Source organism: Leisingera sp. NJS201 (genome assembly GCF_004535885.1).
In the GTDB taxonomy this organism is placed as follows: Bacteria; Pseudomonadota; Alphaproteobacteria; order Rhodobacterales; family Rhodobacteraceae; genus Leisingera.
In genome coordinates, this window is the sequence record NZ_CP038234.1 from 229,866 (window position 1) to 243,929 (window position 14,064).

At 63.3% G+C, this 14,064-nt stretch carries 12 protein-coding genes; 10 read left to right on the forward strand and 2 right to left on the reverse strand.

Going from position 1 to position 14,064, the window contains the following annotated elements; genetic code table 11:
* Positions 1 to 60: 60 nt before the first annotated feature.
* The gene (locus ETW23_RS01150) at positions 61 to 924 is read right to left on the reverse strand and encodes an NADP-dependent oxidoreductase (RefSeq protein WP_134828851.1); all 864 of its coding nucleotides are present in this window, start codon (positions 922 to 924) and stop codon (positions 61 to 63) included.
* 356 nt (positions 925 to 1,280) lie between these two features.
* On the opposite strand from ETW23_RS01150, the gene ETW23_RS25565 reads away from it, so the two are divergent.
* The 9 genes from ETW23_RS25565 to ETW23_RS01195 all read left to right on the forward strand — a co-directional run bounded on the left by ETW23_RS25565 (position 1,281) and on the right by ETW23_RS01195 (position 11,413).
* Positions 1,281 to 1,610, forward strand: a complete 330-nt coding sequence (locus ETW23_RS25565) for a hypothetical protein (RefSeq protein ID WP_254695218.1) — start codon at positions 1,281 to 1,283, stop codon at positions 1,608 to 1,610.
* Positions 1,611 to 2,211: 601 nt separating this feature from the next.
* Entirely contained in the window at positions 2,212 to 3,696 is a 1,485-nt protein-coding gene (locus ETW23_RS01160) for a serine/threonine-protein kinase (RefSeq protein WP_254695108.1), read from the forward strand.
* 687 nt (positions 3,697 to 4,383) lie between these two features.
* Positions 4,384 to 4,929 carry an FHA domain-containing protein gene (locus ETW23_RS01165; protein WP_134828852.1) on the forward strand — a complete coding sequence of 182 codons (546 nt, stop codon included), beginning with the start codon at positions 4,384 to 4,386 and terminating at the stop codon, positions 4,927 to 4,929.
* Positions 4,913 to 5,896, forward strand: coding sequence for a PP2C family serine/threonine-protein phosphatase (locus tag ETW23_RS01170; protein ID WP_129369465.1), 984 nt, complete (start codon positions 4,913 to 4,915; stop codon positions 5,894 to 5,896). Before ETW23_RS01165 ends, ETW23_RS01170 begins: the two co-directional genes overlap by 17 nt.
* Positions 5,893 to 7,086, forward strand: a complete 1,194-nt coding sequence (locus ETW23_RS01175) for a hypothetical protein (RefSeq protein ID WP_134828853.1) — start codon at positions 5,893 to 5,895, stop codon at positions 7,084 to 7,086. Before ETW23_RS01170 ends, ETW23_RS01175 begins: the two co-directional genes overlap by 4 nt.
* An 85-nt stretch (positions 7,087 to 7,171) precedes the next feature.
* Complete coding sequence (locus ETW23_RS01180) at positions 7,172 to 9,217, forward strand: dynamin family protein (protein ID WP_134828854.1); 2,046 nt, start codon at positions 7,172 to 7,174, stop codon at positions 9,215 to 9,217.
* Positions 9,214 to 10,173, forward strand: a complete 960-nt coding sequence (locus ETW23_RS01185; RefSeq protein WP_134828855.1) for a dynamin family protein — start codon at positions 9,214 to 9,216, stop codon at positions 10,171 to 10,173. The genes ETW23_RS01180 and ETW23_RS01185 overlap by 4 nt, the downstream gene beginning before the upstream one ends.
* Before the next feature lie 65 nt (positions 10,174 to 10,238).
* Entirely contained in the window at positions 10,239 to 10,619 is a 381-nt protein-coding gene (locus ETW23_RS01190) for a hypothetical protein (protein ID WP_134828856.1), read from the forward strand.
* On the forward strand, positions 10,619 to 11,413 hold the full coding sequence (locus tag ETW23_RS01195; protein ID WP_134828857.1) for a hypothetical protein: 795 nt from the start codon (positions 10,619 to 10,621) through the stop codon (positions 11,411 to 11,413). The genes ETW23_RS01190 and ETW23_RS01195 overlap by 1 nt, the downstream gene beginning before the upstream one ends.
* 26 nt (positions 11,414 to 11,439) lie before the next feature.
* Here ETW23_RS01195 and ETW23_RS01200 read toward each other — a convergent pair whose 3' ends face one another.
* Positions 11,440 to 12,618 (reverse strand): MFS transporter, encoded by a 1,179-nt coding sequence (locus tag ETW23_RS01200; RefSeq protein ID WP_134828858.1) that lies wholly within the window; start codon positions 12,616 to 12,618, stop codon positions 11,440 to 11,442.
* A gap of 89 nt (positions 12,619 to 12,707) precedes the next feature.
* Between ETW23_RS01200 and ETW23_RS01205 the strand changes: the two genes are divergently transcribed.
* Positions 12,708 to 14,042 (forward strand): PLP-dependent aminotransferase family protein, encoded by a 1,335-nt coding sequence (locus tag ETW23_RS01205; RefSeq protein WP_134828859.1) that lies wholly within the window; start codon positions 12,708 to 12,710, stop codon positions 14,040 to 14,042.
* The last annotated feature ends 22 nt before the right edge of the window (positions 14,043 to 14,064 follow it).

Genomic DNA, 14,064 nt, shown 5'->3' on the forward strand with positions numbered 1-14,064 from the left:
AGTGAACAATTGGGCCGGAACAGGCGGGAACGCTCCCGTCTGTTCTATTTTCAGCAGGTTTCAGAATGCATGGTCCAGAACAAGTTTGCCTGTATGCCCGGGGGTCGCCAGCCTGCGGTGCGCTTCCGCGATCTGGTCAAGCGGCAGGATATCTTGGACCTCCGGCGCCAGGACGCCCTGGGCCAGCCAACCCGCCAACGGCTGCAGAACCTCCTGATTGGCGGGGTTTTGAACCGTCACCGGGCAAATGCCCCGCGATTCCGTAAATACCCCGCCTGGCTTCCACCACTCCGGGACAATGGTTGCATAGGCGCCGCCATCTTTCACGGCGGCAAATGCCTGCTGCGCGTGTTTGTGCCCGCGCACGTCAATAGCGCCGTCCACCTGCCGCGTGTCCGGGGCGGCGGGTTCGAACCCCAGCAGAGGGGCAATTGCTGCCGCCATTGCGCCAACCGCCCCCTTTGGGTTGTTGATCAGGACACGCGCGCCCGGCGGCAAAGCCAGGGCCTGAAGAGCCGCCAGCGCTGTGCTGCCGGTCAGCGGCACTGCGGCGGCAGTGGTAAAGGGAACCGTGTCCGCAATCTTTACAACCTGACTGGCTGGCAATGCTGCAAATTCCGCGTGGGTCCCAACCAGTGATCCCGGCTGCGGCGAAATTGCCATCACCCGGTCGCCGGGGGCAAACCCCTCTGTTTCCGGGCCAAGCGCCTCGACTGTCCCTGCCGCATCCCAACCCAGGATCATCGGGAAAAGGGCGGGATCATCGGGCAGGATGGCCCCTGACCGCACGCCCGCATCCACCGGGTTCATGCTGGACGCATGGATGCGGATCAGTACCTCTCCCGGCTTGGGGTCGGGACGCGGCAGGTCTGCCATCCGGAACACATCCACGTCGCCAAAGGATACTATGATTGCAGCTTTCATCCGTGCCTCCACTATTTTGTAGTGATCGTTAAATAATGGGTTGCTTGCCGGGTCAAGCGTTTTGTGTAATGATCGATAAGTAATTTGGAGGCGACCTTGGGGCGGCAAAGATCTTTTGACACCTGCCATGTGATTGAACAGGCGATGCTTCTGTTTTGGGAGCGCGGATATGAAGCCGCATCGATGGCCGATCTCAGCGCGGCCATGGGGGTGAACCCCCCAAGCATCTACGCGGCCTTTGGCAACAAGCAGGCGTTGTTTGAGCGCTGTGCGAGCCATTACGCGCAGAACATTGCGGCCTATGCCCCCGCGCACTGGACGAGGAAGCAACGGCTGCCAAAGCCCTGCGCCGCTATGTGTTTGAGGCCATTGAGGCGTTTTCCGGCAAGGAGAGACCCAAAGGCTGCTTGCTGGTCAGTGCTGCAACCAATTGCGGTACCGCCAGTACCGGCGCGCAGAAACTGCTCGCCGGATACAGGCAGGCCAGCGAGGCAATGGTCGCGGCCCGGATCCGGCGTGGTATCGAAGACGGAGACATGCCGGCAGCAAGCGATCCGGATCTGTTGGCGAAGTACATTGCAGTTCTGATTCAGGGGCTTGCGGCGCAAGCCCGCGATGGCGCCACAGCTGATGCTTTGCACAGCGTGGCTGAACTGGCGCTGGGCCAAGTTGCGGTTTTGCCTTAGAAAAGAAAGGATACCCGTCTGCTGGCCCTATCTTTAAAACCGCTGGATCAAGCTTAACTGCTGCCGCATCTGAAATATGTTCAGAGGTTCCAAAGAACGTCTCTGCAGACCTGTTTTAAGGCCCGGATCTGTTCCCAAGCAGATGTTTGCTGTCCGTAAGAATCTTGCATCACCTGGAAAACACCAAGTCCCAAAGCTGCCTTTGTCAGACTGAGGCATGCGGCCTTAGCCGCCGGCGGGCAGGCTGGTGCCCGCGGCCGCGGCAAGCAAAAATGCTGCCGGGCCTTTGGCTGAAACGGGGCATTGGAATCCCTCTCGCAAATCTCGATGCCGCTGCGTTTACAGCCAAATCCACCGCTGTCCTGGCCAAGGTTACGGACAATCATCACTTACACACGCAGTTTAACTAACTTCGACGCAAGTAGTTATGGGCCCGTTAACTCAGTCTTTCCAAGCGTCCCGCGCCAATTGCGGCGGAAATTGGACGCAACCGCCTTGATTGCCTGAATGGCGCCGCGATCTTTCCGCATTCTGCTTTCAGCGTTGGGGTTCATCCGCCCCGCTCCGGCCAAAGCCCAGGCTGCCACAAGGAATTGACGCTGTGCCTCACGACACATCTTCTGCTGACCCGGCTCTCGCCTGTGAACTGCCCTGCGGCTTCAAACTGCTGCAAGGCCAGTATCAGATCGAGCAGCCGCTGCTCAGCGGCGGCTTTGGGATCACCTATCTGGCCCGCGACAGCCTGGAACGCCGCGTTGTCATCAAGGAGTGCTTTCCGGCAGGTATCTGCCGCCGCAGTGGCACGGATGTCGAACCCAATACGGAAGAGCACGCCAAATCCTGCCGCAATGTCTTGCGCAATTTTCTGCGCGAGGCGCATCTGCTGGCCCGCGCCCGGCATTCCGGCATCGTTGGCGTGCATCAGGTGTTCAAGGAAAATCAAACCGCCTATATCGCGATGGAATTCGTCGACGGTTTGGACTTGCTGACCGTGCGGGAGGACCAGCCTGAACGGCTGACCGGGCCGCTTCTGCGGCACATTCTTTGCCAGGCACTGGAAGCGCTCGACTGCCTGCACGGGCAAGGGATTTTGCACCGCGACATCTCGCCGGACAACTTCATCCTTGGAAAGGATGGGAGCCTCACGCTGATCGATTTCGGGGCCGCCTGCGGCACTCTTCCCAATGATGATACCGCGCTGCCGGTGCTGCTCGCGGTCAAGGATGGGTATTCCGCGCATGAGCTGTACAAGCCCGAGTTGCCTCAACGCCCGGCCTGTGACCTCTATGCGCTGGGTGCCACGCTGTACTACCTGATTACCGGTAACGTGCCCGCAAGCAGCCAGCAGCGGCTGAGCGCAGTAATGGCAGGTGACCTGGACCCGTGCAATCCGCTGCTGGGCAGACCGTGGAACGCGGATCCTGCGGTGCTTGCCACCGTGGATATGGCGATGTCCGTGCTTCCGGCTGAACGGTTCCAATCGGCGCATGACTGGGCGGGCGCGCTGGCCGAAAACGGCTGCGAAACACAGAACGCTGCGGAATCAGACGCTCAACTGCCCGGCACGGTTGCGCCAGCGCCAGAAGACAATGCCAATCTGGACGCCGTCATCGCCGAGCTGGTCGCGACGGCCAATGGCGGCCTGACACCTGGGCAACCGCGCTCGGCCAGGCAGCAGCAGACCGCACCTGCCAGCAAGCCCTCCAAGCCGCGTCGCCAGCTGGTGAATATCTTCGGCGAGCCGGTCAGCGACGTGGAAGCCTGGCTGGAGGAACAGGACGCAATCCCCGGCGGAAGAAAAACGCTCCCGCCGTGGAACGGCTGCCCGCTGCCGTTTCTGCTGCGGACCTCCCGGCTGACCCGGTTCTGGAACTGCGCCAGGAAAAGCCCGGTTTCGCGGGCCGGCTGCGAAAAATCTTCGGGCGCCAGCGCAGCACCCCGGAAACGGTTAAGAACTGAAGGGAATGGGTATGAAGTTCATCAAGGATATCATCGGCGAAAAGCGGGAGAGGGTCCGCCTGGACGGTTATGCCGCACCAGAAGCAGACCCGGCCCAGGCGCCTGTGCAGGATGCGGTTGCTCCTGACGTCGCCAGTACCGGGGCTGCCCCTCCGCCTCTCAGCCTCGACCGTGGTTTCCTGCTGGATGCAGTGCCGGAAACAGCTCAGGCGGCATCCCCCGTGGAGACTGCTGCTCCGCTGGCTGGCAAGCCCGCGGATGACGGCTGGACTTATGACGCAGGGCCTGATGACGCCTTGGCAGAAGGCGAAGGTTTGCCAGGCTTTGCTGAAGAGCAGCCGCAGGACCCGGCCATTGCGGCCTTTTTCGCCCGCGAGCAGGAAACCGTGGCAGTGCCAGCGGTCAGTGCTGACCCTAGGGATGCCGGAACCCTTGGCAGCCTCGCAGGCGCCGCATCAGATGATCCCTTCGCAGCTGGCGCCGAAGCGCCTGCGCGCGTTGGCATTGAGGATAGTTTCCGCAGCCCGGAACTGGCGGAACCAGCAGCCGAAAGCAGCGAATCCTACAGGGTCTTCAAGCGAACCCAGGCCGGCGTACAGGAGCAAGGCAGCGCGCCGGAAGTTGAGGAGACTTTTCCTACAGCCTTCGCCCCAGTAAATCAGCCTCAGCAGCAGCCGGAAACCAGCCCGCGCGGCGTCGAAGCACAGCCTGCCAGTATCCTGGCCGGCACCCCCAACCGGCTGCTCCTGCTCCGCAGGCGGCTCCTGTTGCCGCCCCGCAGCCGGCGCCGGCAGCTTCGCAACCTGTGGCCTCCATGGACAGCCCGGCAGACGCGTCAATTGATGTGCCGGCACCGTCGATGGGACGCGGCGCCAGCCGGGCCGGACGGGTCAAGACCCGTCTGCTGGGTTTCAGCCCGGCTCAAACCGAAGACAGCGATCCCTTTGCCCGCAGCCAGAAAGACACTGCGCCCGGTTACACCCGTTTCCCCGTCGGCTGGCTTGCCATCGTGCAGGGGCCGGGCCGCGGTGCTGCCTTTACTTTGTTCAGCGGTGTCACTGTGATCGGCCGCGGTGCCGACCAGACCGTTAGGCTGGACTTTGGTGACAACAGCATTTCGCGCGACAACCACGCTGCCATCGCCTATGACCCGGAACAGAAGGCTTTCTATATCGGCCACGGCGGCAAGGCGAATCTGGTGCGCCGCAACAACCGCCCTGTGCTCAGCACCGAAACCCTGTCGGCGGGTGATGTGATCCGCATTGGTGAGACCACCCTGCGCTTCGTGCCGCTGTGCGGCGCCGATTTCGGCTGGGACCAGCCGCAACCCAGCGATACCGACCATGCTGTGCACCGCTGAGTTCGAATATGATGCCGCGACGGCCATCAGCAAGGGCCGCCGCGAGCGCCAGGAGGACGCGCTTGCCGCCGATTTCCTGGCGGGTACCGGCACTGGTTTTGCGGTGCTGGCCGATGGTATGGGCGGCCATGCCGCCGGAGATGTCGCCAGCAAGATCGTGGTCACCGAAGTGTTCAGCGATCTGAAACTGCGCGCGGACGACCCGGGTGCGCTGGAACAGTCGATCGGCGCAGTGCTGCAGCAGGCTGCCAGCGGCGCAAATGCCTGCCTTGGCGAATACGCCAGCCATCAGCCTCAGGCCCGCGGAATGGGCGCGACGCTGCTGGCTCCGGTGCTGTTCAGCGACCGGCTTTACTGGATCTCGGTTGGTGACTCGCCGCTTTACCTGTTCCGCGACGGTGCGCTGATCCGGCTCAACGCCGATCACTCGATGGCAGCAGAGATCGACAGGCTGGCCGCCCAGGGCCGCATGGACCCGGCCGAGGCCGCCAGCCATCCGGACCGGCATTGCGTTACCTCAGTGCTGACAGGGGCGGAAATCCCCCGCATCGACTGCCGCAGCACACCTGTCCGGCTGCAGCATGGCGATATAGTTCTGGCCGCCAGCGACGGGCTGCAATTCCTGGAGGAGGACGAGATCGCCGCCGTCCTCGCTGCAGAATGCGGCAGCTCCAGCGCCCGTATCGGTGCGGCGCTGATGCGGCAGCTGGAGGTGCTGAATGCCCCGGAACAGGACAATGCCGCGTTCTGCGTGATCAAACCGATTGACCCGCAGGCCGCTCTTCCTGCCCAGGCACAGCCATCAGCGCTGCCGATGGACGCGCCGGTTCTGGACCCGCCGCCGCCCGAACAGCCGCCCGCGCCGCCGCGTCAGCGCAGCGGCCGCCGGGTGATCACCCTCCTGGCTTCGGCGACGTGGGATTCAGCACCCGCCGCCCGCCGCAATAAGACGGATGCATCGGCTTGAGCCTTCCTCAGACAGATATCAGCCCGCTGGCAGGCCAGCTGGAGCACACGCTCAGCGCAGGGCAGCTGCCGACAGAGTTTTCAGGCTGGGGCAGCCAGTTGCTGCGCCGGCTGCGCCAGCCGGTGCAGATCATTGTCACCGGCGTCACCGGTTCGGGCAAGTCGGCGCTGATTGATATGCTGTTGGGGCGTGTGGTCATTGGCCGCAATGCGGGCAGCGCGGTCATTGACATTTGCTATGGCGATCAGGAATGCGCGGTTTTTGAAAGCGTCAAGGGCGAGCGCCTGCAGCAGGCGGGTGTTCTGGCTGATCTTGACATGCCGGCAGGCACGCTGCGGATCCGCCAGTTTCTGCCGGACCCGCGGCTGCGCACGCACAGTTATACGGAACTGCCGCTTGCAGGCCCGCAGGCCCGCCAGCAGAACCTGCTGCAGCAGGCCTCTGGCGCGGCGGATATTATCCTGTGGTGCAGCCAGGCGTTTCCGGACACAGAGCAGGCCCTGTGGGCTGAAATTCCTGACAGCACCAAGGATCACAGCTTCCTGGTGCTGACAATGGCCGACCGGCAGATCATGCGGGGAACCTTGGATGGGTTGATCAAGACGGTGGAACCGGTTGCCGCTGAGGAGTTCCTGGGCGTTTATCCGGTTGCCGCGATCCAGGGGCTGACAGCCCGGACAGCAGCCGCACCGGCACATGATCTTTGGCGCTCCAGCGGTGGCAAGCAACTGGCGGATGGCGTGATGCGGCAGGTTGAAACGGGGCGTGCCTCGGACGTGGATCAGGCCGAATTGCTGATCCGCCAGTTTGGCGGTGAAACAGCCGGCCCTGCCGGCCTGCAGTCCGCAATTCCTGCTGCGGCCCCGCCGCTGACCGCTGCCGCCGGCCTCAGCAGCGCATTGGACCAGATGCAAGCCCGCGCAGAGGAAATGCTTGCCGAGGCCGAAGCCGCAGGCGGCCCGCAGGCCGGCCCGGTGCTGGCGCAATGCATGGAGACTATCCGCGGCTTGTCGCAGACATTGGCGGCAATGCCAGGCAGCACAGCCGTTGAGGCAGCCCTCGAAGCAGCGCAGGACGGGGAGGAAATGCTGATGCTCTGCCAGCTGGAGCAGGACGAAGACGCGGCCATCGACGCGGTGACGCTGCTGATTCAGCTGAAAAAGGAGCTGATCGAAGACACCACTGAATGATGACCAGCCGCACCTCCTTTCCCGCCGCCCCGCGGCCCGGCAGAGCAGAGACACACGCCAAAGCAAGACACAGCAAGGTTCAGCCATGAATATGGAAGCTCAGATCGAGAGTGCCACCGACATCCACGCCTCCGCGCGTCCGACCAATCTGAATGCGGGGCTGGAACCGCTCTTGGAATTCGCCCGCAAAGCGCAGCGGATTGAAACCGCCCTGTCTGCTTTGTCCGCAGTTTCGGGGATGCGCGTCCAGCGCAGCCTGTCGCGGCTGCTGTCGGAACTCAGCACATTTGAACCCAGTGTCACGCTGCTGGGACAGGTGAAGTCGGGCAAGACATCCCTGGTCAATGCGATGGCGGGCTGGGCTGACCTGCTGCCGTCGGACGTGAATCCCTGGACCTCGGTTGTCACCTCCTTGCATCTGACACCGGGCGATGCCCGGATTGAGAACAAGGCCTGTTTCCAGTTCATGACCGAGGATGAATGGGACCGGCTGCTGACCAAGGGCGGGCGCATCGGTGAAATGGCGGGCCGTGCCGGCGCCAGCAGCGAGCTGCAAAAAATCCGTACCCAGATCGAAGAGATGCGGGAACGCTCGCGCCAGCGGCTGGGCCGTAAATTCGAACTGCTGATGGGGCAGAAACACGAATACGGCTATTTCGATAAGAACCTGATCGAACGCTACATCTGCCTGGGCGACGACTTTGACGAGGAGGAGGGCGGCGCCGGCGAACAGGGGCGCTTTGCCGATATCACCCGCGCGGCCGACCTGTACCTGAATTGCCAAAGCGTGCCCCACCGCCTGTGCCTGCGCGACACGCCTGGCGTCAACGACACCTTCATGATGCGCGAGCAGATCACCATCCAGGCAATCCGCGACAGCCGCCTTTGCGTGGTGGTGCTGTCGGCAGGCCAGGCGCTGACTTCGGTCGACATGGGGCTGATCCGGATGATCTCCAACCTCAAGTCCCGCGAGGTGGTGATCTTCGTCAACCGCATCGACGAACTCGCCGACCCCGCCGCCCAGATCCCCGAGATCGAGGCCAGCATCCGCCAGACACTGGACACTCATCACGGGCCCGAGGACGCAACCGTCCTTTTCGGCAGCGCCTATTGGGCTAACAAGGTGCTGACCGGCGGGCTGGAGGACATGGACAAGGCAAGTTCCGCCGCGCTGCTCAATTGGGCCGAAGCCTCGGTCAACAGTTCCCATGCGGATCTGTCGGCCCAGAACATGGTTTGGGAGCTGTCCGGGCTGCCTGCGCTGAACCGGGTGGTGGCTGAGCGGATCGTGACCGACCTTGGCACGCCGCTGCTGACCCGCGTTGCCGGCTCTGCCGTTACCGCCGCCACCGGCCAGCAGGCGGCAGATGCGGTCAGAGTGCAGGGCGAGGGCGGCGCGCAGGCCGGTCTTCACGACACCAGCGCCGCGTTTGAGAATATCTGCAAATCCCATCTGGACGCACTGGAGGCCGAGACCGCGCAAATCCTCGACGGATTCCGCGACCGCGCCGACCGGGCTCATGCCACCTTTACAGACCGCGCCACCCACGCGCTGATCGAGCATCTGGAGAAATGGGGCGAGGACTGCCACTGGGAATATGATCCCGCCGGGCTGCGGATGCTTTTGCGCTCTGCTTATTCGGTGATGGCCAGCCGCCTGCAGGCTGCCGCCCAGGCCCGGTACAAGGCCGCGGTGCAGGACATTGCGGAACTGCTCTATGACGGTTTCGGCGCTGCGGTCGAGGGTATTCAGCTGTCAGTTCCCGAGGTGCCCCCGGCCAGCTCTCCGATTGCGCTGGGGCAGGCCATCGCACTGGATTTCAATGACAGCTGGTGGGCCGCCTGGTGGCGCCGCACCCGCGGCTATCAGGCATTTGCCAAACGTTTCCGCAGCCTGATCGCGGGCGAGACCGAAGATTTCATGACCCAGCTTAAATTCGTGCAGACAGCAGATGCCGGCGCTGCTGTCCTTGCCCGGCTGCAGGGCTTTTTCGACGACCAGCGCGACATCCTGATGGAAATCGCGGACCGCAGCCGCCGCGGCGGTGATGTTCAGGGGCTGATCGCCAATGACAGCCGCCGGACACAGGCCGACGACGCCTTGCAAACGCTCAGGAGCTTCACCGAATGACACAGGAATCCGCCATGCACACTCCCGTCTTCCCGGCTGCTGTACCACAGCGCAAGCCACGCCTGGCACTGATGGGCGAGTTCAGCGCCGGCAAAAGCACCCTGACAAACCTGCTTGTGGGGCGTCAGCCGCTGCCCACCCGCGTGACCGCCACCCGGTTGCCGCCGGTCTGGATATCGCACGGGCCCGAGGCGGCCAGCATCACCGGCATCGATGGCGGCGAAACTCCGCTGCTGCTCGGCGACCTTGCCAATGTGCCGATGGACACCACTGCGCTGATCCGCCTGACCCTCCCGGCAGAGGCCTTGGAGCTGTGCGATCTTATTGATATGCCGGGCATTTCGGACCCCAACATGCCGTCCAGTGTCTGGCAAAACCTGCTGCCCGAGGTTGACGGCGTTATCTGGTGCACCCATGCCACCCAGGCCTGGCGTCAGTCCGAAGCCGCCGTGTGGGAGGAAATTTCACACTGCTTTGAAGGCCCGAGTACATTGCTGATCACACATTTCGACAAGCTGCGAAACAGCCGTGATCAGGACCGTGTGGTCCGGCGTGTCAGAAAGGAAACCGGCGATGCCTTCGGCGCAATCTTTCCGCTGTCGCTGAGCCAGGCGCTGGCTGCGGGCGAGGACATGGAAGTTTGGAAGACCAGCGGCGCTGACAGTTTCATTGAATTTCTGGTGGATATGCTGGTGACTTGGGCACAGCCAAACCGCGTTGCGCCTGTACAATCCAAACCTGCGGTTTCTGCACCAAATCCGCAAACGGAGCAGCCTTTAGGGGCTGACGTGCTGGACTTTGGCGGCAGACGCGAGAGCGGTGAACAGCCGCAATTGCAAGAAAGCCCTGCCTGCGCGGAAGCCGGCGACCGTGTGACACCGCGCCGGGTCACCCCGGTCAAGCGCAGCAAGCGGCCGGCCCGGTCCCAGCCCGAAACCCATCCTACTGGTGAATAGCACATGATACCCAAACGTCCCGCAGCAGAATGCACAGCGGCCCTTGCCGGGAACGGGAGGATTCTGTGACGCTTTCCCTGCAGCTTGATGCGCTGCGTCAGACCGCCAAGGGCTGCCGTTTGGCCGCCTTTGGTGATCTCGGCGCCAGCATTGTCCTGCGCAGCAGCAGCGCCGCCAGCCATCCGCAGGAATATCTTGACGGCCTCTGCCAGCAGGCCCGGCTGGGGTTCTTGCTGCTTGATGCGGCTGTGGCAGCCGGAGATCCGCAATCCGCAGCACCGGCCGATGATGTCCTGATTCTGGCTCCGGGCGAAGCACGCGTTTTCATTCGCGCCGCAGATGGTTCGGATGATGCGGTGTTGTGTGTCTGCTCCGATGCGGCAAGCGCTGGGCGGCTTGCTGTCCCGGCGCGGAGCCTGCTGGCAGCAATGGCCGGGGGGGCATGATGGCAGACGCGGCTGCTTATCTCCTGCCGCATCCGGCCGGGGCAGCCGGCGCGCTGCAGCAGGCATTGGACCGGCTGGCCGAAACACCAACCGCAATTCGTGCACGCATGCAGCAGGCTGCTGCCGGGCGGGAACCGCTCGCCGTTGCTGTGCTGCGCGAAATCAGCGAAACCGTATTGCCCCGGGAACTGACCATCTGTGTCGGCCAGCAGCCCGCCGCGGTGCTCACCGTTGCGCAACGCAGGCTTACGGGGTTGACCCTGGGTCGCTCCGCAGATCCCGCGGACGGGGCAGAGGATCCAGACACAGCAGCCCGGATATTTGCCGCGCGGCTGCGCACATTGGATGCCGTTGCCGATGGCGCAGGTTTCACAATCAAACGCCGTCCTTGCAAGGCAAACGAAGGTGCTGGCAGCTGTACTGCCAAGATGCTGAGCGACGCCATGGGCGCAGCCGAAAGCAGCAGCCCGCTGGACCGGTTCCACGCTCGCGCTACCCCTCAGGCAGAGGCTTGGATTTCATGCGGGCGGGGTGGAAATCTGTCCGGCAGCGGCGGGCCGGAGGAGCTGCTTTGCCAGTTGGAAGCAGTGCGTACCGTCCTCGCGGCCAAGGGTGCTTGCCCCTCCACGGCCAGAATGCCTGCGTCCAAGCCGGAATGCCTGCTGCTGCCGGTCTCACCTCAGAGGCGCATCATCGTGGTCTCAGCCTGCGGCGAACAGCTGCTCTTGGCCCTGCGTGCCGGCGCGGCAGATGCGATGCTGCGTGTGTGGACGGAAATGTTTCCCGGCTCTTGATCCGTGCTTGCAGAAATCCGCCCGCATCAAACAATGCCCAAACCCTGTTCTGGTCCTGACCGGTCCGGATGCAAGCTTTTCCTCCAGAACAGGACGATAACCCCCGTAGCGGATATTTGCGCGGCGGCAAAAAGGGCCATTGCAACCAGCAGCCCAAAGGTGTCGGCCAGCGCGCCGCTGGCAATGACCGGCAGCGAAAACCCGCAGTAGGCATAGACAAACAGGCCCGCCGTTGCCCGCGCCCTGTCATCAGGTGCGCGCAGCGACACCTCTGCCAAGGAGGCAAGATAGGTGAAGCCATAGCTTGCCGCGCTGGTGATGCAGGTTCCGGCAAGGACCAGCACCAGTGATGTCAGCCAGACGCCGGCCAGGAGCACGAGAAAGCCCAGCGGGATCAGCACAAAGCCGAGTGCCAGCGCCCGACCGTTGGACATGCGCCGGGCGATGGGTTGGCAGAGAAACCCTGCGAAGATCGCCAGAAAAATGACAAGCCCGGTCCATCCGCCAAGCCCATTGGCGGCCAATTGCAACGGCACGACGGCAATGGTCATGCCGGTTGTCGACCAGGCCAGCGCCATTGCCGCACCGAACACCCAGGTGCCGGACGGAAAGACCGGCAGCCGCAGCGGTGTGACGGGTTTCGGACTGTCCGCCTTGGGCAGGGCCAAGGCGGCTGCGGCCAGAACCGGCGCTGCTGCAAGAAGCGCAAGATAGCTGAACGGCAGGAATGTCGGCCCTTGCAGGCCAAGGCTAAGCCCGGTTGCCAGAGCGCCGCCGCCGAAGCCAAGCGACGTTGCCGATGTCACAATCAAGGCCGCGGTGCGCGCCCGGGTGGCGCCAAGGATTTCGGCCATATACGCAGTGCCCGCAGTGGTCGCCAGCCCGGTCCCGATACCCAGCAAAACCCGCGCCGTGACCAGGCTTGTCCAGTTTGGGAACTGTACCAGCACCGCTGTCGCAACCGCGCCAAGGACCAGGGCCAGAGCAAGAGGGATACGCCGCCCGGTCCGGTCTGACAGCCCGCCAAGCAGCAGCAGCGTTGGCATCAGGCCGCCTGCATAGGCGGCGAAGGCAATTGTAACAGCAGTGGCACCGGCAGTGTTCTGCGCGGCGTAGGCGTCATACAGCGGCGCCTGCAGGTTAACGGCAAAGGTCACAGCGAACAGAATCACGGCAAGCAAAGCAGCAGACAGGAAACGGAGCATTGGGCGGACCTCGCAGGTTGACTTGCTCCGCAATGCCATGAAGTTTCGACGTATGACAATTTTTCTATTGTCCTAATGACAGTGAGCAGATGAAGAAAGCCAGATATATCCGCCTTGCCGATATGCTCGCCAATGCGATCCGCGAGGGCAAACTGGCGCCGGGCTCCAGACTGCCGACACACCGGGCCTTTGCGGAGAAATCCGGCGTCGCGCTGGCGACTGCAACCCGTGTCTACAAGGAACTGGAGCGCAGGGGGCTTGTCAGCGGCGAGGCCGGGCGCGGCACCTTTGTGCGCGATCCTGGCCTGCCCATGACACTGGGTGTGCATCAGACCGCGGCTGCGGGGATCACGGATCTGGTGTTCAATATGCCAGGCGGACCCGCGGACGCAGACATTTTGCGGGCCGGATTGCGGCGGCTGGCGGCGGCGGGCGATCTGGATGCGATGCTGCGCTATCAACCCCACGGCGGCCGCATGCACGAACGCCGGATCATCGCCGAAAGCCTCCGGTGGTCGCTAGGCCGGATTGACCCCGAGCATTTGCTGGTCACCTCAGGCAGCCAGCACGGGCTGGCGATCACGTGTCTGGGCCTGTTTCAGCCCGGCGATGTGATCGCTGCTGATGCGCTTACATATCCAGGGTTCAAATCCGCTGCCGCATTGAATGGTCTGGAACTTGCCCCGGTCGGGACGCAGCAGGGTGTCATGGACCCGGATGATCTGGACCGGCAATGCCGCATGCGGAACATAACTGCTGTCTATCTGATGCCGACGGTCCAAAGCCCGCTGGGAACCGTCATGGATGAAACAGTCCGGCTGCACATGCTTGACGTGGCACAGCGGCACAACCTCCTTATCATTGAGGACGCGGCCTATGCGTTTTTGGAACCGGATCCGCCGCCCGGTTTCCTGTCTTTGGCACCGGACCGGACGGTGCATATCGGCGGTTTTTCCAAAAGCCTCGCAACCGGTTTGCGGTTGGGATATGCGGTCGCGCCTGCAAACCGCACTGCAGCGCTGCTGGAAGCGATCCGCGCGACGACCTGGAACGCGCCCGCATTGATTTCCGCATTGATCACAGGCTGGATCGAAGACGGGACGCTGAAAAACTCCGAGGAAGCCCGCAGGCAGGATGGCGCCGCGCGCCAATCGGTATGCCGGGAGGTCTTTGGCGAGGCTTCGGTCATTTCGCATCGAAACGCGGGGTTTGCCTGGCTGCCGCTTGAAAAAGGTGCCCGTGCGCAACCTATCGTGACGCGATTGAACGGTCAGGGGATCTCGGTATCCGGCGCAGACGCTTTTGCAACAGCTGCCGCAGCTCCGCAGGCCCTGAGGCTGGCGTTTGGCGGTTTGCCGATGGCAGAGCTGCGCGGCACGCTGGAGACGGTGCGCCAAGCGGTTCAAGCTGAGAGGGCAGGCTAGGGCGGGCATCCCAAAAATGCGG

Excerpts from the sequence above, each read along its gene's own strand:
- ETW23_RS01165 (WP_134828852.1), top strand. The coding sequence starts at position 4,384 with ATGGACAGCCCGGCAGACGCGTCAATTGATGTGCCGGCACCGTCGATG.
- ETW23_RS01150 (WP_134828851.1), bottom strand. The coding sequence starts at position 924 with ATGAAAGCTGCAATCATAGTATCCTTTGGCGACGTGGATGTGTTCCGG.
- ETW23_RS01200 (WP_134828858.1), bottom strand. The coding sequence starts at position 12,618 with ATGCTCCGTTTCCTGTCTGCTGCTTTGCTTGCCGTGATTCTGTTCGCT.
- ETW23_RS01170 (WP_129369465.1), top strand. The coding sequence starts at position 4,913 with ATGCTGTGCACCGCTGAGTTCGAATATGATGCCGCGACGGCCATCAGC.
- ETW23_RS01180 (WP_134828854.1), top strand. The coding sequence starts at position 7,172 with ATGAATATGGAAGCTCAGATCGAGAGTGCCACCGACATCCACGCCTCC.
- ETW23_RS01185 (WP_134828855.1), top strand. The coding sequence starts at position 9,214 with ATGACACAGGAATCCGCCATGCACACTCCCGTCTTCCCGGCTGCTGTA.
- ETW23_RS01195 (WP_134828857.1), top strand. The coding sequence starts at position 10,619 with ATGGCAGACGCGGCTGCTTATCTCCTGCCGCATCCGGCCGGGGCAGCC.
- ETW23_RS01205 (WP_134828859.1), top strand. The coding sequence starts at position 12,708 with ATGAAGAAAGCCAGATATATCCGCCTTGCCGATATGCTCGCCAATGCG.